This window comes from Vibrio taketomensis (assembly GCF_009938165.1).
GTDB lineage: Bacteria > Pseudomonadota > Gammaproteobacteria > Enterobacterales > Vibrionaceae > Vibrio > Vibrio taketomensis.
Genome location: NZ_AP019649.1, coordinates 1370744 through 1390294, shown reverse-complemented (window position 1 = coordinate 1390294; position 19551 = coordinate 1370744). Strand labels below are relative to the sequence as shown.

19 protein-coding genes and 2 pseudogenes are annotated in these 19551 nt (G+C 43.9%); 8 read left to right on the top strand and 13 right to left on the bottom strand.

Annotated features, from left to right (window positions below; all coding sequences use genetic code 11):
* Nucleotide 1 precedes the first annotated feature (1 nt).
* Nucleotides 2-496 (bottom strand): M48 metallopeptidase family protein, encoded by a 495-nt coding sequence (locus Vt282_RS06480; RefSeq protein WP_162062901.1) that lies wholly within the window; start codon nucleotides 494-496, stop codon nucleotides 2-4.
* A 133-nt stretch (nucleotides 497-629) separates the two neighbouring features.
* Between Vt282_RS06480 and Vt282_RS06475 the strand changes: the two genes are divergently transcribed.
* The gene (locus Vt282_RS06475) at nucleotides 630-860 is read left to right on the top strand and encodes a glutaredoxin family protein (RefSeq protein WP_162046433.1); all 231 of its coding nucleotides are present in this window, start codon (nucleotides 630-632) and stop codon (nucleotides 858-860) included.
* Between the two features lie 68 nt (nucleotides 861-928).
* On the opposite strand, the gene Vt282_RS06470 is transcribed toward Vt282_RS06475, so the two are convergent.
* Nucleotides 929-1852, bottom strand: coding sequence for an arginase family protein (locus Vt282_RS06470; RefSeq protein ID WP_162062900.1), 924 nt, complete (start codon nucleotides 1850-1852; stop codon nucleotides 929-931).
* Between the two features lie 309 nt (nucleotides 1853-2161).
* Between Vt282_RS06470 and Vt282_RS06465 the strand changes: the two genes are divergently transcribed.
* Entirely contained in the window at nucleotides 2162-3397 is a 1236-nt protein-coding gene (locus Vt282_RS06465) for an NRAMP family divalent metal transporter (protein ID WP_232055130.1), read from the top strand.
* Between the two features lie 45 nt (nucleotides 3398-3442).
* On the opposite strand, the gene Vt282_RS06460 is transcribed toward Vt282_RS06465, so the two are convergent.
* Nucleotides 3443-4324 (bottom strand): LysR family transcriptional regulator, encoded by an 882-nt coding sequence (locus tag Vt282_RS06460; protein ID WP_162062899.1) that lies wholly within the window; start codon nucleotides 4322-4324, stop codon nucleotides 3443-3445.
* Between the two features lie 98 nt (nucleotides 4325-4422).
* On the opposite strand from Vt282_RS06460, the gene Vt282_RS06455 reads away from it, so the two are divergent.
* The 3 genes and pseudogenes from Vt282_RS06455 to Vt282_RS06445 all read left to right on the top strand — a co-directional run bounded on the left by Vt282_RS06455 (nucleotide 4423) and on the right by Vt282_RS06445 (nucleotide 6957).
* Nucleotides 4423-5637: an MFS transporter gene (locus Vt282_RS06455; RefSeq protein WP_162062898.1), complete on the top strand. Its 1215-nt coding sequence runs from the start codon at nucleotides 4423-4425 to the stop codon at nucleotides 5635-5637.
* Between the two features lie 21 nt (nucleotides 5638-5658).
* A pseudogene (locus Vt282_RS06450) lies at nucleotides 5659-6227 on the top strand (DUF1415 domain-containing protein).
* Between the two features lie 154 nt (nucleotides 6228-6381).
* On the top strand, nucleotides 6382-6957 hold the full coding sequence (locus Vt282_RS06445; RefSeq protein WP_162062897.1) for a nucleoside triphosphate pyrophosphohydrolase family protein: 576 nt from the start codon (nucleotides 6382-6384) through the stop codon (nucleotides 6955-6957).
* A gap of 45 nt (nucleotides 6958-7002) precedes the next feature.
* On the opposite strand, the gene btuD is transcribed toward Vt282_RS06445, so the two are convergent.
* The 9 genes and pseudogenes from btuD to Vt282_RS06400 form a co-directional block, all read right to left on the bottom strand.
* Nucleotides 7003-7758 (bottom strand): vitamin B12 ABC transporter ATP-binding protein BtuD, encoded by a 756-nt coding sequence (btuD, locus tag Vt282_RS06440; protein WP_162062896.1) that lies wholly within the window; start codon nucleotides 7756-7758, stop codon nucleotides 7003-7005.
* Nucleotides 7745-8740, bottom strand: a complete 996-nt coding sequence (gene btuC, locus Vt282_RS06435; RefSeq protein WP_162046440.1) for a vitamin B12 ABC transporter permease BtuC — start codon at nucleotides 8738-8740, stop codon at nucleotides 7745-7747. The genes btuD and btuC overlap by 14 nt, the downstream gene beginning before the upstream one ends.
* 70 nt (nucleotides 8741-8810) lie before the next feature.
* A pseudogene (locus Vt282_RS06430) lies at nucleotides 8811-9835 on the bottom strand (succinylglutamate desuccinylase).
* Between the two features lie 251 nt (nucleotides 9836-10086).
* Nucleotides 10087-11874 carry a M3 family oligoendopeptidase gene (locus tag Vt282_RS06425; RefSeq protein ID WP_162062895.1) on the bottom strand — a complete coding sequence of 596 codons (1788 nt, stop codon included), beginning with the start codon at nucleotides 11872-11874 and terminating at the stop codon, nucleotides 10087-10089.
* Between the two features lie 49 nt (nucleotides 11875-11923).
* Nucleotides 11924-12541, bottom strand: a complete 618-nt coding sequence (locus Vt282_RS06420; protein ID WP_162062894.1) for a histidine phosphatase family protein — start codon at nucleotides 12539-12541, stop codon at nucleotides 11924-11926.
* Nucleotides 12542-12544: 3 nt separating this feature from the next.
* Nucleotides 12545-13072: a bifunctional adenosylcobinamide kinase/adenosylcobinamide-phosphate guanylyltransferase gene (cobU, locus tag Vt282_RS06415; RefSeq protein WP_162062893.1), complete on the bottom strand. Its 528-nt coding sequence runs from the start codon at nucleotides 13070-13072 to the stop codon at nucleotides 12545-12547.
* Nucleotides 13069-13848, bottom strand: a complete 780-nt coding sequence (locus Vt282_RS06410; RefSeq protein ID WP_162062892.1) for an adenosylcobinamide-GDP ribazoletransferase — start codon at nucleotides 13846-13848, stop codon at nucleotides 13069-13071. Before Vt282_RS06410 ends, cobU begins: the two co-directional genes overlap by 4 nt.
* On the bottom strand, nucleotides 13848-14876 hold the full coding sequence (gene cobT / locus Vt282_RS06405; protein WP_162046446.1) for a nicotinate-nucleotide--dimethylbenzimidazole phosphoribosyltransferase: 1029 nt from the start codon (nucleotides 14874-14876) through the stop codon (nucleotides 13848-13850). The genes Vt282_RS06410 and cobT overlap by 1 nt, the downstream gene beginning before the upstream one ends.
* 6 nt (nucleotides 14877-14882) lie before the next feature.
* The gene (locus Vt282_RS06400) at nucleotides 14883-15494 is read right to left on the bottom strand and encodes a flavin reductase family protein (RefSeq protein WP_162062891.1); all 612 of its coding nucleotides are present in this window, start codon (nucleotides 15492-15494) and stop codon (nucleotides 14883-14885) included.
* Nucleotides 15495-15711: 217 nt separating this feature from the next.
* On the opposite strand from Vt282_RS06400, the gene Vt282_RS06395 reads away from it, so the two are divergent.
* The 3 genes from Vt282_RS06395 to cspE all read left to right on the top strand — a co-directional run bounded on the left by Vt282_RS06395 (nucleotide 15712) and on the right by cspE (nucleotide 18592).
* Entirely contained in the window at nucleotides 15712-16389 is a 678-nt protein-coding gene (locus tag Vt282_RS06395) for an NAD(P)H-binding protein (RefSeq protein ID WP_162062890.1), read from the top strand.
* Between the two features lie 252 nt (nucleotides 16390-16641).
* Nucleotides 16642-18012 (top strand): L-cystine transporter, encoded by a 1371-nt coding sequence (locus tag Vt282_RS06390; RefSeq protein WP_162062889.1) that lies wholly within the window; start codon nucleotides 16642-16644, stop codon nucleotides 18010-18012.
* Between the two features lie 367 nt (nucleotides 18013-18379).
* Nucleotides 18380-18592 (top strand): transcription antiterminator/RNA stability regulator CspE, encoded by a 213-nt coding sequence (gene cspE, locus Vt282_RS06385; RefSeq protein WP_114764366.1) that lies wholly within the window; start codon nucleotides 18380-18382, stop codon nucleotides 18590-18592.
* A gap of 89 nt (nucleotides 18593-18681) precedes the next feature.
* On the opposite strand, the gene Vt282_RS06380 is transcribed toward cspE, so the two are convergent.
* Entirely contained in the window at nucleotides 18682-19419 is a 738-nt protein-coding gene (locus Vt282_RS06380; protein ID WP_162062888.1) for a GNAT family N-acetyltransferase, read from the bottom strand.
* Nucleotides 19420-19551 lie beyond the last annotated feature (132 nt).

Below are 19551 nucleotides of genomic sequence, written 5' to 3'. Positions count from 1 at the left end.
CTTACTTCAATTCTTGATAAATCATAAACAAACGAGCATCCAGCTCTAATTGATGGTAGTCCGGTTCCATATGGCAACACAGTTGATAAAAGGCTTTGTTATGCTCTTTCTCTTTTAAGTGCGCTAATTCGTGCACCACCAGCATTCGCAGTAATGGTTCTGGTGCTTGTTTAAATACACTGGCGATCCGGATTTCATTTTTCGATTTTATCTTATTACCATGCACTTTGGCGGCGTAGGTGTGCAGACCCAGCGCGTTATTGATCAAGTGTATTTTACTGTCATAAATCACTTTACTCAGCGGTGAGGTTTTCTTCATGTATTGGTTTTTTAGCGCCATCGTGTATTCATAGAGCGCTTTTTCGCTTTGAATTTCATGACGATGCGGATAACGCTTTTCAAACCAAGCGGCAAAGCGGCCAGACTCCAACATTTGTGAAACAGGAGTCAAAATATGCTCAGGATAACCTTGGATATAACGCAGTAAGGGATTCATAACACGCCAATAATGGAAAAATACTGGCTAAGTCTACCCTAATCATGACGACGCTTCACGGGAATCGTTGTTCACGTCACACTATTCGCCTATACTCCACCCACTTTTTAGTTCCAATGAGCCGAGAACGAGCATGAGACGACTAGTTTTATACGTAAAAGATAAGTGCCCGCACTGTAAAGATGCCCAGCGCTACCTTGATTCAAAAGGTTATCCATACCGTCTAACCAACGCAAAAATGCAACGTGGCCGTAAGGAACTCGATGCGATTGGCGCTCGCTCACTCCCTGTACTGAAGATTGGTGACCGCTATATGATTGGCTGGAATGCTGCCAACTTCGAAAAAATGTATAAGAATAGCTAAGCACGCAAAGCGTGATCCGTTAGAAAATCTAGAGGGTGAACATGGTTCACCCTTTTGCTATTCATCGATTACGCTCGATACCCCCACACAGCATCGATCAGTTTGATCATTAACTCTTTGGATAAACCATCGGTGTCCAACTCTGGTAAATATTCCACAAAATCAATACCAATAAACTTATCGTGCTGAGCTAATTCGTAGATCAAATACATAGCTTCCCGTGCGCTTAAGCCGCCTTGATTTGGTGTCGCACAGGCTCGATATAAAGCTCCATCTAAAGCGTCATAATCGAATGAAACGTACAAACAATCGTAGTGTTGATCGACGATGCGTTTGATGCTCTCAACCACTGCCGCAATACCATGACGCTCAATATAATGATGATCAAAGTTCACCATCTGATTTTCTGTCATCAGTTGATGTTCATTCGGCATTAAATCTCGCACGGCAACGTAATAAACGTCCTGTGGATTAAGTACTAATGAAGCGTCAACTTGCCAGCCATTGTGCGAATATTTGTCCATCAGCATAGCAACGGGTTTACCGTGAAGGTTGCTTGCTAAAGCATCATTACAGTCTGCATGCGCATCAATCCATACCACTGCGACACGCTGCTTTTGCTGTTTTTGATAGTACTCTAAGGCCGCTTGCACACTACCAATCGCAATAGAGTGATCACCACCGATAGTAATAGGAATGCGTTTTTGTTGGTAGCTATTGAGCAATTGCTGTTTTAATCGACCTGCATAAAGTGCTAGACCTTGCTCCTTCTCTTTAAGCTCAATCAGATTGCGCTCTTGAGTGTTAATCTCGACGTCCCCTTTATCACGAATATCCGCATTCCATCGGGCATTACGAACTTCCATCCAATGACTTAACCCTTGCCATGATTCTTCATCTAATCGTCGTAGCGCATCAACGGTGTTATCCGCCGTAGTATGACAACCAAGTAAGTTAAATGGGGCTCCGATAAGATCAAAGGATTTAGTCATACGCTCTCCTACTTGTATGATTACGACCATAAAGGGTGATCTTTCTTGATATATCCATGTGCAAAAAACAACCAGCACTGAAGTTGTACTTAGCGACTAATGACGCATTATTAATCAGCACTTAAACGATTGCGTATTTTGCGATTTTATTATTGACAAGCATCACATTGTTTTAGAATTCGCCCCAGCAAGTAAGGGCAACCAAAAATACTTGTTTTACAATATATTAACCGCACAAGTTCAGCTGATCTTTGTCAGTTGTCTTTCTATTTTTTTAAAGATAGAGACACAACATTTTTGAGATTCGGCATGAACACAGCAAACTCTTCTGCGACCGTTAATTCGGCGCCAATTCAAACGAAACTTCTTGGCAAAAAGGCGATTCTTAGCGTTGCATTCCTAATGGCAACCACGTCTGTTGGCCCAGGCTTTTTAACGCAAACTGCCGTTTTCACAAATATCTACAAAGTCGATATGGCTTTCCCTGTATTTGCATCTATGTTCATTACCTTTGGTATTGTGATGAACTTATGGCGCATCGTTGGTGTATCTGGCCTGCGCATTCAAGACATCGCTAACCGAGTAGCACCAGGTATGGGTTATGTGGTGGGTGTTCTATTGGCTCTAGGTGCAGTCGCATTTAACTTTGGTAACGTGAGTGGCTCGGCACTGGGTATTAACGTACTCACAGGCATCGACACGACGTGGGGCGCGCTATTCACTGGTCTTATTGGTAGCCTACTGTTTATTGTGCATAACGCATCAAAACGCATGGATCAAATGGCTCGCTACCTAGGCTTGTTCATGATTATCCTGATTGCTTACGTAGCAATGACGAGCCTACCACCAATGGGCGAAACACTAACAGCAGCCGTAATGCCAAGCGACTTCGGCAGCCTACTACTTCCAACTTTGACTATCGTTGGTGGCGCGGTTGGCGGATACTACACTGGCGCACAACGCTTAGTCGATATCGGTCTACAAGGTAAAGAAAACGTACCATCAATCAAAACAGCGGCATGGGCTGGTATTTCAATCGCGGTTGTCATTCGTATTCTTCTGTTCTTGGCGGTATTTGGTGTTATCGCAGCTGGCGCGACACTGGATGCGAAAAACCCTGCGGCTGATGCATTCCGTCAAGGCGCAGGTGAACCAGGTTACTTCATCTTTGGTTTGGTTCTGTTCGTTGCTTCTATCACTTCAGTAGTCGGCAACTCATACATGGCTATCTCGCTGATTAAGACTCTATTCCCGGTAGTTGCGCGCAACGAAAAAGCATGGTGTGTTGGCTTTATCCTAGTGACAAGCCTTGGCACGGTAACGATGAACATGCCAATCCTACTACTGATGCTGGCTGGTCTTGTAAACAGTATTATTCTACCGATTGTACTTGGTATGGTATTGGCTGCAACTCGCCGTAAAGACATTATCGGTGACTACAAACACCCGATTTATCTGACTGTAATTGGCGTGGTCATTGTTGTGGTAATGGCGGCATCAAGTGTTACCAACATCAGCAACTTTATTGCCAAGTTTATCGGCTAAACACTAGCCACCCGATCTCATTAGAGCCGCCAAATGCGGCTCTTTTTATCTACGATTAATTAAAGTTTTAACAAAATCGATAAAGGTACGCTCAGCAATCGATAAGTAACCATTTTTGCGCCAAGCTAATGCAAGATCGAGTTTTACTGGCTCTTCAAACGGTACACCAACAATATTTGGCTCATGTTGCGTGACCAACTCTAACAATGCAGTGATGGCAAACTCTTTGCGCACAATGCTCAAAATCAGCGGTAACAAATTGGTTTCAAATGCGCAGTCAAACTCAATATTATGCTGCTTCGCTTTAGCTTCTATATAATCGCGATGAAAATAGCCATGTTTGAACATCACTAAATCTTGTTCAAAGAACTCTTCAAATCGCAATGATTCCCTGCTGGCAAAAGGATGGTCTTCACTCACCACCGCCACCATTTCAGAATGAAGTAGATGGTCTGTTTCAAGATCATCCGGCACTCGTTCATCAAGATTGATCACACCAATATCAAGCTCACCATCGAGTAGCATACGGCGAATCGAACTGGTGCCTGCATCGACTAAGGTTAATTTGAGCTTGGGATATCGGCTTTTGAATGCCATAAATACTTGAGGAAAAAAGTAGGAACCCATCATACTTGGTGCGCCAAGTCGTACCTCCCCTTTTTCCAATCCTTTGAGCTCATCCATCGCCAACTTCGCATCATCAATTTGCTGCAACACGCGTTTGGCATGTTTAAGCAACACCCGACCTTCATCAGTGAGTTCCACTTGCCTTTCACTACGGCGAAACAGGGTCATGCCCAATTGTTGCTCAAACTTTTTGATCGCAATACTCAACGCAGGCTGTGCGATATGTAAGGCTTTTGCTGCCTGAGTAAAATGACCAAATTCAGCAACGGTAACGAAATACTTCAGATGTTTGGAGTCCATGATAAACAAAATATATTGTGGTGATATTTTTAATATATTTTATTAATCCTCAATGTACTGATAATTTGATCACATTCGCAATCAGCATCGTCTTAACTATGATTGAATTTGGCACGCCTCAATACAAACGCGTCACACTGAGTTTGGCACTTGGCTCATTCTTAGTGTTTTGTAATCTTTATCTATTTCAACCTATGTTGCCCTTTATGGCGGGTTACTTCTCGGTATCCGAAACACAGGTTAACTGGGTATTTGCCGCTTCAACCCTAGCACTGTCTGTCGCTCTAGTACCTTGGGCAGTAGGTTCAGAGACCATCGGACGACGACTCGTTATGCTTACCGGGTTGCTTGCAATGCCGATCATTGGTCTTTTGATGCTGATGAGCGACTCTTTGCTCGGTTTAGTATTACTGCGGGCGTTAATGGGCATCGCATTGGCCGCTTTTGCTTCTGTTGCTGTCGCCTATATGGTCGAGGAGTTAAGCAGCAAAGCATTTAGTCATGCGATTGGTACGTATATCGCCGCAAATTCACTGGGTGGGATAAGTGGTCGAATTGCAGGGGGCACACTTACCGATGTTTTAGGTTGGCAACAAGCAGTTTTGATAATGGCGTGTTTTACCGCTGTCGGCGCCATCGTGGTTTTCTGGTTACTACCCAAACAACAGCATTTTAAACCGCAAAAAGGTTTGCTGCGTTATCACAATAAAGCACTCGTTTCACACCTTAAAAACCGCACTATTTGGCTAGCAATGTTGATCGGTGGGGTTAACTTTACTCTGTTTGTTAATCTCTATTCGGTCATGGGTTTTCGTCTCGTTGCCCCACCCCATCAACTGCCGATTGGCCTCGCTTCATTAATATTCTTGTGTTATCTCGCTGGCACATTCAGCTCGACACTCACTTCGGTTTGGAGTGAACATAAAGATCCGGTCTCCGGCATGCTAGTTGGTATTACGATCAGTTTACTTGGCATGCTAGTCGCCTATTTTGATCATTTGGTATGGATGACGCTCGGATTATTGCTGATAAGTTTTGGTGCCTTTTTCACTCACACCTTGGCCTATGCGTGGGTCAGCCAAAAAGCAAAGCGGGCGAAGGCAACCGCCACCGCACTTTACTTGGTGCATTACTATATCGGCGGCAGTCTTGGTGGGTTCTTCTTAATTTACTGTTGGCAACACGGTGGTTGGCAAGCCGTCATTATGGGCGGTAGTATTTTGTACGCGGTATGCTATTGGCTATGCTTTCAACTGCTCACTAAAAACAAACTCCAAGCCACAAACTCTGTTATTATTCATCACAATAAATAAACAATAAGATATACGCTCTCTATGAATAGTCAGAATTCAAATCAAGCCAACAGCCAGATCAAAGCCAACGTTAACCAATGGCTGAACGATGTAGTGATTGGCTTAAATCTATGCCCGTTTGCTGCAAAACCACAACGTAATAAACAAATTGATATTTTCGTTAGCTCAGCCAACACCGATGAAGCATTACTTGAAGATATTTTAGCCAATTTCTTCATCTCGAAGGCACGCCAGTACAAGAGTTAGAGACGACGTTGGTGGTTGCGCCATACATGCTCGACGACTTTTGGGATTACAACCTATTTATTGATTGGGTCGAAGGATTGATCGATCAGCAAGGTTGGGCTGGTACGTTCCAAGTCGCGACCTTCCATCCTGACTACTGCTTTGCTGGTAGCGAGCCAGAGGATCCTTCGAATCTGACTAACCGTGCTCCCTACCCGATTTTCCATTTGATTCGCGAAGAGAGTATGGAGAAAGTGTTAAAACACTACCCAGATCCAGAATCCATTCCTGAAACCAATATTGCACGAGTAAATGCGCTCACTCAGCAAGAGTTAGTAAAGCTGTTTCCTTACTTGTTCTCTTAATCGCTGCGATCTTCCCCTGCATTTCAATCGCTCACTCATCGTGAGCGATTTGTGATTTCTTACTCGAAGAGTTGATGTTTTTCACCCATACAGATAGCGAGTAACGCTTGGCTTTGCTAGTATTGCGCGATATTTTCATTGGTGGACAAAATACATGTACCTATCAAAACTAACTCAAGAAATCTTCGATCACCTATACCGCGATATCAACGAATTCCGTAGCACGTTCGATCTACCGGTAGCCTCTCCTGAAAGCTTGGATGATAAAGCAGATACGCTTCATACATCACTAGCAATCGAAGAACTGACTGAGCTAGCTGAAGCGGATAATAAAACAGAACAAGCAGATGCTATTGTAGACAGCGTTTACGTATTGATGGGTCGTTTGGTGCACCTTGGTCACACTAAAGTGGAAGACAACATTGCAATTAGCTACCTTATCGACCTGCTACTAAACGTTGCCGTTAACCGTGGCATCGACTTTATTCCGTGCTGGGACGAAGTACACTCAAGCAACATGAGCAAAGTATGTCGCAATCACCAAGAATATGCTGACACTGAAGTTTTCTACGCGGAACAAGGCATCAAACTGATGGCTGTAGAAAAAGGTGGTTACGTTATAGCAAAATGTGCTGAAGATTTTGTATCAGAAGCGAAAACCATTCGCCAAGGTAAAGTACTAAAATCGGTATACTACCGTCCTGCGGATTTAGCATCGCTTACGCGATAACATCAAAAAGCCGCCCTTAGGCGGCTTTTTTGTCTCTCGAACATCTCAATCAAATAACAATATTGGCGAACCGTTAATAACGTGTCGTTCTACCGCAGTCTTAAATACTTCGCTCATCAAAGCTGGATTCAGTACCTCATCGACTATTCCGCATGCCCTCATCACACCTTTATCAAGCAAAATCGCGCGATCCGCATGTTTTAATGTTCGGTTCAAATCGTGATTTGACATAATAACGGTTAAACCTTGCGCGGCCACTTTATCAATGAGCTTATACAGCAATGCCTCTTGACCAATATCGAGCGGTGCCGCAGGTTCATCAAGGATCAATAGTTGAGAATATGGGTTTAAACTCGGCCAGATCTGTAAGCAAATTGCGCATAATCTCACTCGCTGCCATTCACCACCAGACAGTTGATGGATACCACGGTGAAGTTTGTCGTCAATCAGCAACATAGTCGCTAATTCACTCACCACCTTCTCTACTTCGTCGAGATTATGTTTGGCATTTTGTGGCAATGACAAAGAAAGATAATGCGCTACTTCCAAGTTAAACGCAGGTCGATCCGCTTGAGACAAAAATGCGCGGCGCTCAGCTAATTGTGCAATCGAATAGTGACGCAACTCTGTTTGCTCTAGAACTATATCGCCTTGATAATCTAACATGCCCGCGATGGCCGTTAATAAGGTGCTCTTGCCACTCCCGTTTGGACCAATAACGTGAATAATTTCCCCTGATTTCGCATTAAAGGACAAAGGTAGAAGACGTGAGCCTACGCCAAGAGAATTAACGTGCATCATGATTTTTTACCAACATCCAAACAAAGATAGGTGCACCGATCGTGGTGGTAACGACACCGAGTGGCAGCTCCGCAGAACTTAGCGCCGTGCGAGCAATAATATCAGCCAGCACCAACAAGCAGGCACCAGCTAAGGCCGAGATTGGGATAAGGTATCTATTCTCACTGCCAAGAGCCAGCCTCAATAAATGCGGAACGACAAGGCCAACAAAACTGATCACGCCACCTAGTGCCACCGAAATACCCACCAGCATGGAAGCGGCTAAAATCAGTTTCCAACGAAAGGCTGCGACATCAAGGCCAAGTTGTTGAGCATGAGTCTCACCCATCATCAATTTATCTAACACCTTGCCTTGGCAGCACAACCAAATGAGTACCGGAATCGCGACGATAGACAATGTATGCTGATACCAACTGGTACTACTGATGCTGCCCATTAACCAATACATCAAAATTCGCAGACTCATGTCATCGCTAAAGTAAAATGCCCAAGTAACGATTGAGCCAGATAAAATACCCAAAGCAACACCAATCAAGAGCAATCTTGTTGTACTTAAACGCAACACTTTCGTTAGCGAGACCAGCAATAGAGTAAACAACATTGCACCTAACACCGCGGCTAACATAAAACCAAGTGGCGTTGCTAGCGCTGGTAAGAAAAACAGCAAGCACACCATCATCACACTGGCACCACCGGAAATACCGAGTACACCGGGTTCAGCTAATACGTTCCCGAGTAAGACTTGCAAAACTGCACCCGACACGGCCAGAGAAGCACCAATAACAATAGCTGCCAATAAGCGAGGAAAACGCAGTTGCATTACCAACTGTTCTTCTAAAGCAGTGAAGTGAGAGAAAGGATTGATAAAAATCTCCCCTACCATCAGCGATAAAACGCTGACCACCAGTAGCGCCAGCAATATCCAAGCTATCGTTCGCTGCCAGCGCAAGCTTTTCCGGCTAAGAAGTTGGGAGAAATGCATAATTAAATAGGAGATATAAAATAAAGGCTTAACGATAACGTTAAGCCGTAAAAATACAAAGAGTTTTACATCAATCGTAAACGATTTGACCATTCTCATAGCGGATCTGCACAGGGCAAATCATCAACGCAGCGCGCTGACCAACATCAACATATCGGTTGGCAAACACAATTGCTTCTTCTTCGTTCTTTGCCATCAATGGTTTGTCACCGTCATGGCCGAACACTTCACCATGTTTAAAGGTGGTAAAGTTCTCGATATCGTCCGAAAACAAGAAGTCAAAATCTTCATGAATACGAACAATAGTACGACTCACACGGTACATCTTTGGCTTACGCGGTAAATGCTCTGACTCTGCATTGGCGATTAAATCACGTAGTGCCAAGTCAAATGCCACCAATTTGTTCAAATCATTGTCACCAAAACGGGCAACTCGACCCAATTCCACTGTTAGCGCTTGAGCAGAAAACGTCTCTGCAGAGTACCAACTAAACGTGCTTGATGGTGCATTAGAAAGAGAATGGCTTCAAGATGCGCGCTTTGTACAAAATCCATCACCGCTTTACTACGCACAGGATGTCGAGACTTAGGACTTACCGCGAAACTATTGTATCGAGATTCACGGATCGCAGTATGCAGATCGAAATGCCAACGTTGAGAGGGCTCAGTGCCAACGAAAAAATCTTCAACGTGCTGTTTTAGCGTTTCTGCAATCGCTAATTCTTTGCTCTCTGGATGGCGTTTGGTATCAAACAAACGATTAAGATTGGTCTCGATAAAACGTTGATGAGCGTTAGTCGCTTCGGGATGAGCAACAATGAACAGAAGTCGTTCGCGGACAGGTTGAAAACCCGTTTCGATGTCCTCGACGATTTTTTCAATCAACTCCATTGGCGCAGTTTCATCGCCATGAATACCACATGAAATCACGATATGCTTACTGTTATCATCTAAATCCGCAGGAATCACTTCAAGCACACCTCTTTGGTGCAGCCTAAAGCGCGTACCCGAAGCGACAACAGCTTGCCCTTCTCGCATCTCACACGCCAGATCTAAGCTGTCCAAAAGAAAAGATTGGCGAAATAATTTCTTCATGCACTACTCCTTTATTGCACAGCCTTATGTTAACAGAATGTTGACGACAATTTTGTCACTATGATCGCACTTAAGGGTAAGTTTTACGTGCTTCTTCAAATAAACAAATTTTGTCACACTCCGAACCCGTTAGGCATTCGGAGTAAAGAAAGCGAAATCTGTGCAATTTTTACCAAGAACATCTCGAAGATGCGATAATATCACAACACAGATTAATAATATTTTGATCTTACACGCCAACCGAGCACAACTTAACGGTTCTGCGAGAGCAACAGCTCAAATTGTGAAAGTTTTTCATCAATCATATTAATGCTTTGCTGCCAAAAGTCAGCTTGAGACAAATCCATACCCAAATGGCGTTCCACTACATCTTCCGCCATCATAGAGCCAGTATCTCTGAGCAAATTGACATAATCGCGATAGAAGTTTTCCCCCTTCGACTCTCTTTGTGCATAAACACCAATGCTAAACAAGTATCCAAACAAATATGGGTAGTTGTAGAAACTGATTTCAGAAATTGAGAAATGCAACTTGCTGGCCCAGAAGTAAGGATCAGCTTCCGTCATTGAATCTCCATACCACTCTTGCCAGGTTTGGCTCATTAATTCACAGAGTTGCTGTGCCGATAATTCACCTTGTTGGCGACGTTCGTAGAAGGCTTTTTCAAACTCGTAACGAACTGGAATATTAATCATCAATGCATAAGCGGAAGACAACTCCTCCCATAACATTTCGAGTTTTTCTTCTGGCGTATTGGCTTTTGACAATAAGTAATCACGCACGATATTTTCAGCAAATATCGACGCTGTTTCAGCCAATGTCATTGGGTAGCGGGTTTGACAAAGCGGCATATCGCGCATCACCCAGTTATGGAACGCGTGGCCAAGTTCATGCGCTAACGTTAATAAATCAGAACGACTGCCACCCCAAGTCATAAACACCAACGGTGAGCGTGTCGCAGCAAATTTAGTGCAGTATGCACCCAGACGACGATTCTCAGTTGGCTTCGCATCGATCCAACCGTTTTCCATCATCATATCGACAAAATCCGCCATCTCTTGGTCAACACCCGCAAACGCAGTTTTAATCAATTCAATCGCCTGTTCAAAACTGATTTCGCTACTGCCTTGATCATTGAGACTCGGCATACCTGCTAGATGATTCCACGGTTTCATTTCTGATAGACCATGAACTTGCGCCATTAATCGACCGGCCTTTTGCCCGATGTGTCGATTAAGCTTCGTCGTTTCAATCATGGTATCGAGTGTGGTCGGCAGAATATGGCTCGCATGCAAGCTCGCATCAAGAAAATGAACCTGTCTCTGGTAAGAGCGCTTTTGATACTCAGTATGACGCCAGCCTGACAGAGCATTCAAGATTGCAGCAAAGCTCTCTTGATGTGTTGCCATTGCAGATTGAATGCCGCGCCACACGCGCTCTTGCTTTTCAAACTCAGAGCCATAAAGCAAGCTAGCCGCTTGTGAAAAGCCCAGTGTTTCACCTTCACCGATGTCGATTTGCAATGCACCGGTAATGTTGTCATACATTCGCCCCCAAGCATCACGACCATCAACTTGCATTGCCGCCAACAGTTGTTCTTCAGCAATACTTAATTTGGTATCCGCGACACGTCGCTCACATGCGATCGAAAATGCTTGGCCGTACACGTCACCACTTTCGTGCTCGAGTACTTGTTGAATAAACTCAATTGGCGCAAAAGCGAGCGAATCTTGATATGGGGTGTAGGCTTGCATCAGTTGAGAACTCAGCTTTGCGAGTCGCCCAATCAAGGTTTTCGCTTCGGCATTAGCTGCATCGATTGAGGCATGACACTGTGCAAAGGTATTGATTGTTGCCAACAGCTTACCTGCTGCTTCTTTAGTTTGAATCGCATTTTGCATCACCCCAACCATCTCGCGACGATCAACGTGTTGATTTAACACCGTGATACATTGCTGAATCAATGCAACATCTTGCTCGATTTTGTTGTCTGTGAGGCTTTGATATGCAATGGATAAATCCCAACTTGGTGTCGTCATAATTCTTCCTTTCAATACTTACTCTTTGCTTTTTTTGTGCACGCTTAATCTATACGAGCTTTAATGGTGACCCGATGCTGCACACTTGCAAATAACGCTGGTCTGAAACTGTCATTTTGATATGTGTGAGTGACTGATTCGCAATTTGCATCACTGAAAATAGCGCGGGATTAGACCAATCTAATCCAAGTAGATGCGCTAATATCATTCGAATCGTGCCGCCATGACAAATCACAAGCGTGTCATGCTGAGTGAATTCAACCAAAGATCGCCACCCTTGAATCACTCGTTGGTAAAACTCATCTAACGGCTCTGCTTGTGGCAACGGGTTTTGTTGTGGATGATGCCAGAACTTTTCCAACAAAGGCCACTGCTCAGTTAACTGGTCAAAAGCAACACCATCATACACGCCAAAATTCATCTCTTTAAATTCATTATTGATGGATACTGGATAGCACTCAACACTTTGCTCTAATAGTAATGCGAGATCAGCGCACCGCTTTAATGGCGATGTCACCACTTGACCAAAATCGATATCGCTTGCCATTAAGCTGGCATAGATAAGCTGCTGTAATTGGGCATCTACCGACACATCAGTATGTCCATATAGCGCGGGTCGGCCTTGCACTTTTCCATGACGCAGCAGATAGATATTAAAAGTTTGCATACCCTATCCTTTGAGTTGCATCGGTAAGCCAGCGGCGACAAACGTCACCTTGTCAGCAATTTTCGCGATTGCTTGATTCATCCAACCCGCGTGATCAACAAATAACCGACTCACTTCCCCCATTGGCACCACGCCCAACCCAACTTCATTGGAAACCAAAATAACGTCCGATTGGCTCAGCGATAGCGCTTCAATTAGGCGCTCAACACGCTGATTGATCGCCTCTTCAGTTGCTGTTTGGCCATTTTCGAAAATGACATTACTCATCCAAAGTGTTAAGCAGTCAATTAATACTATGTCTTGATCGGTAAAATTCGATAGCAAGATATCGATATCTAATGGGCACTCGTGCAGACGCCAGCTATCGTCGCGCCTAGCTTGATGGTGCTCAATACGTCTTTGCATCTCTTGGTCGCTCTTCGTCGCTGTCGCAACATAATGACGTGATGACAAAGGACTACTCAACACTAACGATTCAGCAAAACTGGATTTACCAGAACGAGCGCCGCCAAGAATTAAATGAAGGCTCATAAAGAATGGGTAATCCAAATTAACATAATGACATAGCTTATTAGTTCAACTAATTGCTGCGCAGCCCCTAAGCAATCCCCGGTAAAACCGCCAAGGCGCTTAAGAAGCCAAGACTTAAACATCATGCGAAACGCCACAGCCGTCAACAGCAAGCTCACCGCTAACCCGAGTGGCAACAATAAGGTGACTAATACCGCCGTTGCAATTAACACCGATAAATCCAGGCTGGACTGACGATTTGCTAATGGTTTGCTCTTACTTGAGTCAAGATCGCTGACATAAGGCATGTCATAAATAAGCGTTGCGGCTACCGACCGACTTAATGTGTAGGCAACCACCAGCATCGATATGATCATCGTTGAAGACGCTAACTCATTAAGTAATAAAAACTTACCAAGTAAAGCCATGATTAACGTAGCTGCACCATAGGTACCGATACGGCTGTCTTTCATGATAGTGAGCCGGCGCTCTAAGGTCATACCGCCACCAATACCGTCCGCCATATCCGTTAAGCCATCTTCATGGAACGCACCGGTAAGCAACAAGCTAAAAACCATCATTAGGAATACGGCAATATTCGCCGGTAAAACCAACGTCAATCCGGTCAATACCAACGCACAGAGAGAACCCAGAACGACACCTACCAAGCCGAAATATCGTCCGGCTTGGTTCATTCGTTCTTCACTGTATGGCGTATTTTGTGGGATCGGTAATCGAGAAAAAAAACCTAAAGCTAAAAAAAACAGTTCGAGTTGATAGTGCGCAGACTTACGCATTACATATCCACTCCTGCGGCTTCAAAACTTGCCATATTATTGTAAAACTCAATGGATGCGTGAATAAATGGAACGGCCAGCACTGCGCCAGTCCCTTCACCCAAACGCAAAGAAAGATCAAAAAGCGGCGTTGCCGCGAGTTCTTGTAACATGAATTTGTGCCCAGACTCGTGAGATTGATGTGCAAAAATCATATACTCACGACAACTTGGTTCTATCGCCACTGCAACGTATGCAGCTGCCGTTGCGATAAAGCCATCCACGATTACTGGCGTATTATATTTTGCGGCAGCGAGAAAAGCACCGACCATTTGTGTAATCTCAAAGCCACCGACTTGGCGCAGTATTTCTTTGGCATTGAGTCCGCGACAACGATTCACACCAAGTTGAACCAGTTGGCGTTTTTTGCGTAATTGCAAATCATTAATCCCTGTGCCTAATCCGACGCATTTTTCGACACTACGACGAGAAATCGCGGCTAGGATCGCCGACGCACTGCTGGTGTTACCAATGCCCATTTCACCGAACATCAATAAATCGACACCTGCCTTTATGCTCTGCTCAACAACTTGTTCACCATATTGCAAGCCTTGTTCTAGTTGCTCATTTGTCATCGCTGCTTTGTGAGCGAAGTTCTCTGTCGAAGTACCCAAGCGCTGCACAACCAGCTGCTTTGAATCACTTTTTATTGGTTGCAAGATACCCGCATCGACCACTTTAATATCAACATTGTTTACGCGGCAAAAACAGTTAATCGCGGCACCTCCAGCAAGGAAGTTATGTACCATTTGCTGGGTAACTTCTTGCGGTGCAATACTTACGCCCTCTCGAGCAATACCATGGTCACCAGCAAATACGATGACCATTGGTTTTTTGATTTCAATTTTAGTGACAGCGTCACTCTTATTTTGACTCTGAATCAATGCCAATTTGTGCGCTACATATTCAAGTTTGCCCAGAGCACCTAACGGTTTGGTTTTTTGATTGATACGATGCCAAATTACATCTGAGTATTTTTTGTCTAACATAGCGGGTTACTTCGGCCTTACTACAGAAAAGGTTTTATCTAATATTGCATATTCTGAGCCGCCTAAGCGGCATAATGGATTGATATCTAGTGCATTGATTTGGAGACGCTCTTCCCGAGGTAAGATGACCTTAGGATCGATATAAACACGGTCAATTTCTGCAAACACTAAGTGTTGTGGCGCATCACCAATCTCTTTCACTTCATATAATGAACAATGAAACGCTATTGGACAGGCAGCAAGGCGTGGTAAATCCATACCTTCCACATCAATTAACTCAAGCTGAGCTAATTCAGTCTCAGAGATGCCGTGCGCAAGCGTAGCTGAGGTTTGCGTTACCTTTTCTGCCAAATCAACACTGGCAATGTGAATCACCATTTTACCAGTTTCTAACACATTCCTTACCGTATCTTTTAGTTCCCCATCGGGTTTGTTTCCCGCAGAAAACATCAGCAATGGTGGTTGACTTGAAATCGCAGTGAAATACGAAAATGGCGCCAAGTTGTAATTACTTTCACCTGAGTCCGTTAACACCCAAGCAATAGGCCTCGGAATAATAGTTTGAGTAAGAAGATGGTACACTTGGGAAGGAGCAAGTGTACTAATATCAATATGCATAAACGTCCTTGTCGATGGCTGAAACAGCGTTCAAACCAAGCAAAATCTATTAATCTAAATCGTCGCGCGATAGTAACCTTAGTTCAAGCTAGATTTCTAGTGACACCTCGCAGTTCAGCCTTTCGTCCTGGAAATATTTCAATTATATTGATCTTAATGATGTTTCTATACTCACGTACCCACGGGGATCATGAGTACATCGACTGGAGAATAGAGGGTGGAAGAACAAGTCGTTATCGTCGCAGGTGCTACCGGGCTTATTGGCAACCAACTGATTCAGCAAATGCTAAATGAAAGAGCCATCGATAAAATATACGCCCTTTCTCGCTCTCCACTAAATTTCGAGTCCCTAAAGCTTGAAACCATACTTGACCCTCGCCTGCGCGTGCTTGAATGGAACGCACAAAAGCCTAAACCTACGAAAGGTTACATCTGTTTAGGCACCACCAAAAAACAGGCTGGATCAAATCAAGCCTTAGAAGACATCGACTTTCAACTTGTGTGCGAAGTGGCCAACAGCATGAAACTGCTCGGCGTTAAACATCTCTGTGTTGTTTCTAGTTACGGCGCCAACGCTCGTTCTCGCTCTCATTATCTTCGCTGCAAAGGGCGTATGGAATCTGCGTTAGAAAAAATGCAATTCGAACACATCACTTTTATGCGCCCCGGTCCGTTATCGGGCCAACGCATCATTCCTCGAAAAGACGAAGTTATCGTTCAAGCGATCCTTAAAATTGTCCGTCCATTAATGTTAGGGCCATTAGCACGCTTAATACCTATCCCGGCTGACATGGTAGCAACGGCAATGCTTTATGCCTCTTTTGACTCTAATGCCGAGACACTGCAAATATTTGATAGTGTTGATATGAGAAATTTGCTCAAAAAGTATCAGTAATTACGTCTCACCAGCATGATAATGTCGATTTATACACCGTTCATCGTAATTAATAACTAAAACATCTATTTAATTTCATTTTCTTATTTCTGTTCCTTTGAACAAATTACTAATGTGCCTCTCCTAAAATTAATGTGAGCCAGATCTCCTATTTTCTGGCCACTGCCTATCCTGATCACTTCCAAACTCAACTATTAAGCAAAGTGGGAAAAGTGACAGGATATAAAATAGTTGAAATTACAGGGTCGTCACATGTCATTTGCTGTATTAGCTTCATTGAGCATTTTCGCCGTTTTGCTAGGTGTGGTATTTCACCAGCAAAGCAAACAACACCGCCTTTCTCGATTAGTACTCATTGGATTAGTGTTGGGAAGCTTATACGGTTTAGGGCTTCAGTTTGTTTTTAGTGACCACAACCAAATCACTCATGCCACACTAGAATGGATAAATATAATCGGCCAAGGCTATGTCAACTTACTTAAGATGATCATTATGCCTTTGGTGCTGGTATCTATGCTTGCTGCGGTGGTGAACTTAGAAAAAGATGGTTCACTAGGAAAAATCTCTGGTGTTTCCATCACCGTTTTATTGGCAACCACCGCCATCGCCGCATTGATCGGTATTGCGGTCGCGGGGTTATTCAATCTATCTGCAAGCGGATTGGTCGCGGGAACGCGTGAAAGCGCACAATTAGTGGAACTTGGCAACCGTGAAGCAATGCTCAATCAACTTAACGTTCCACAAATGCTGATTAGTTTTGTCCCTACAAATATTTTTTCTGATCTATCCGGTGCACGTTCTACTTCGATTATCTCGGTAGTAATTTTTGCCGTACTTTTGGGTATTGCTGGGCGTAAAGTTATGATCGAAAAACCTGAGTTAGAGCAACCAATTCGCACATTTGTTGGCACCATTCAGGCTGTTGTTATGCGCTTAGTAAAGCTCATTATGGCACTTACACCGTACGGCATTGCTGCTCTGATGGCTAAAGTTATCGCGAGTGCTAGCCTTGCCGATATATCACAGCTGCTGCAATTTATACTCGCTTCATACCTTGCAATTGCTCTCATGTTCGCGGTACACGCGATTCTGGTCAGCTTTGTTGGCGTTAGTCCGAAAAGCTATTTCAGCAAAATCTGGCCTGTGCTGACCTTTGCTTTTTCATCGCGTAGCTCAGCCGCAACCATTCCTCTTAATGTGGAAACGCAAATCGCTAAACTTGGCGTACCACCAGCAATCGCGAATCTCTCTGCTTCATTTGGTGCGACAATTGGTCAAAACGGGTGTGCAGGCATCTACCCTGCCATGCTGGCTGTTATGGTGGCGACATCAATGGGGATTGACCCATTTAACTGGCATTTCATTTTATCTTTGGTGGCTGTCGTCACCGTGAGCTCATTTGGTATCGCCGGTGTGGGTGGCGGTGCAACATTTGCAGCGTTGATCGTTTTACCAACTATGGGATTACCGGTTACGATAGTCGCGCTTTTGATTTCTATCGAGCCGTTGCTAGATATGGCGCGTACGGCACTTAACGTTTCAGGTGCCATGACAGCAGGTACGCTAACAAGTCGTCTACTTGATAAGAAAGGCATAAACCAAGATGCAACCGCGACCAATTAACTTTATTCACGGCATTCGTAGTCATCGTCACACATTGCAACAAAAAGCACTAAGAATAAGTTAAGCCTACATTACTGTTAAAAATGTTCATAAATTCAACGAATAACACCTGACAAGTGAACATTTTTTGCAATCGATGTGACAATTACCAAATAAAGCGAAAAATACTTGTTGTTATTCAATACAGTGCGTGTATAGTGTCGGCGGCTCTAAGAATCGAGCTATTTGTGATATTTAGAAAAAGTGTTCTCTCAGTCATCTTTCGATACCTTTTCGTTTAGCTCCTGCGATTGCTTCTCTAGAAAAACAATACAATAGCGTTTCTCATCAGCTTTAACATTTAAACAAATATATTGAGGTATCAATTATGTCTAACAAAATGACTGGTTCTGTAAAATGGTTCAACGAAACTAAAGGCTTTGGTTTCATTTCTCAAGACAACGGCGGCGCAGACGTATTCGTACACTTCCGTTCAATCGTTTCTGAAGGCTTCAAAACTCTTTCTGAAGGCCAAAAAGTAAGCTTCGAAGTTGAACAAGGTCAAAAAGGCCCACAAGCTGCTAACGTTGTAGCTCTATAATTTAGTTTATTGGCTGATGATTTAGTCTTCAGCGTGTAAACGACAAAAAGCGACCTTGGGTCGCTTTTTTTGTCTCTCTCATTGGCTCGTTAAGCTGTCATTGGATGTTGCATCCACACATTCGGTTCTCGATAGCACCCAATATTTCGACTTACATCCACGTCGACTGCGTTTAGTGCACCTGGCACAATGTATCGTCCACTCTCAGCAAAGTGCATCCCAGTCCATTGCTGCCATTGCTCGATCGTTCCAACCACTGACAATGTCTGATCTGAAATTGAAATAATCTTCGCATTCAGCTTCTCGTGTACTCGCAGCCAAGGATCAAATAATAATCCGTCCTCTCGACGCCAAGTTGTATATGACTCTATGGTTTGTAATGGATATTTCGCTTTAAACGTGGGGCGGACTGGCACAACCAGATGACTCAAACCTTGCTGTCGTGCAAAACGCTTCATTTCTTGTAGCACCAGTGAACTCAACCCTTGACCTTGAACACTACTGTCAACGAGCGCTCCTATCGGAACCAAAGTATTACCATCCGCTTCTTGAGCTTTAAGTGTTAATCCCCGCTGTAATACCGATTCTATCGAAACGGGTAAGTCTTGCTCACTACCGTTCCAATCAATCACAACCGTAAAACCCGCAGCAATCAATCGCTCACCGGATATCAGTAATAAAACGGACTCCGACAACTGGTCATAAAAGTGATGCCAACTTTGAGCATCGCTATTTTGTAAGAATACTGGCCAAGATTTGTTATCGAGAGCAGCAAGGCGGTCAATAAAATCCATACGCTGTGCCAATGTACTTACCTGATAATCCATACCCATATTCCATCACCCGTACGTCACAATGTCTTTATGTTCACTAATTCGTGTATACGAATCATTATTTCACACTAAGTGGAATACCATCGGGCATCATGACGTGAATTTCCGAGCCTTATCACTGTCAAA

What these genes read in the sequence shown, in the direction of transcription:
- Vt282_RS06480 (WP_162062901.1), bottom strand. Translation starts at nt 496, where the DNA reads ATGAATCCCTTACTGCGTTATATCCAAGGTTATCCTGAGCATATTTTG.
- Vt282_RS06475 (WP_162046433.1), top strand. Translation starts at nt 630, where the DNA reads ATGAGACGACTAGTTTTATACGTAAAAGATAAGTGCCCGCACTGTAAA.
- Vt282_RS06470 (WP_162062900.1), bottom strand. Translation starts at nt 1,852, where the DNA reads ATGACTAAATCCTTTGATCTTATCGGAGCCCCATTTAACTTACTTGGT.
- Vt282_RS06465 (WP_232055130.1), top strand. Translation starts at nt 2,162, where the DNA reads ATGAACACAGCAAACTCTTCTGCGACCGTTAATTCGGCGCCAATTCAA.
- Vt282_RS06460 (WP_162062899.1), bottom strand. Translation starts at nt 4,324, where the DNA reads ATGGACTCCAAACATCTGAAGTATTTCGTTACCGTTGCTGAATTTGGT.
- Vt282_RS06455 (WP_162062898.1), top strand. Translation starts at nt 4,423, where the DNA reads ATGATTGAATTTGGCACGCCTCAATACAAACGCGTCACACTGAGTTTG.
- Vt282_RS06445 (WP_162062897.1), top strand. Translation starts at nt 6,382, where the DNA reads ATGTACCTATCAAAACTAACTCAAGAAATCTTCGATCACCTATACCGC.
- btuD (WP_162062896.1), bottom strand. Translation starts at nt 7,758, where the DNA reads ATGATGCACGTTAATTCTCTTGGCGTAGGCTCACGTCTTCTACCTTTG.
- btuC (WP_162046440.1), bottom strand. Translation starts at nt 8,740, where the DNA reads ATGCATTTCTCCCAACTTCTTAGCCGGAAAAGCTTGCGCTGGCAGCGA.
- Vt282_RS06425 (WP_162062895.1), bottom strand. Translation starts at nt 11,874, where the DNA reads ATGACGACACCAAGTTGGGATTTATCCATTGCATATCAAAGCCTCACA.
- Vt282_RS06420 (WP_162062894.1), bottom strand. Translation starts at nt 12,541, where the DNA reads ATGCAAACTTTTAATATCTATCTGCTGCGTCATGGAAAAGTGCAAGGC.
- cobU (WP_162062893.1), bottom strand. Translation starts at nt 13,072, where the DNA reads ATGAGCCTTCATTTAATTCTTGGCGGCGCTCGTTCTGGTAAATCCAGT.
- Vt282_RS06410 (WP_162062892.1), bottom strand. Translation starts at nt 13,848, where the DNA reads ATGCGTAAGTCTGCGCACTATCAACTCGAACTGTTTTTTTTAGCTTTA.
- cobT (WP_162046446.1), bottom strand. Translation starts at nt 14,876, where the DNA reads ATGTTAGACAAAAAATACTCAGATGTAATTTGGCATCGTATCAATCAA.
- Vt282_RS06400 (WP_162062891.1), bottom strand. Translation starts at nt 15,494, where the DNA reads ATGCATATTGATATTAGTACACTTGCTCCTTCCCAAGTGTACCATCTT.
- Vt282_RS06390 (WP_162062889.1), top strand. Translation starts at nt 16,642, where the DNA reads ATGTCATTTGCTGTATTAGCTTCATTGAGCATTTTCGCCGTTTTGCTA.
- cspE (WP_114764366.1), top strand. Translation starts at nt 18,380, where the DNA reads ATGTCTAACAAAATGACTGGTTCTGTAAAATGGTTCAACGAAACTAAA.
- Vt282_RS06380 (WP_162062888.1), bottom strand. Translation starts at nt 19,419, where the DNA reads ATGGATTATCAGGTAAGTACATTGGCACAGCGTATGGATTTTATTGAC.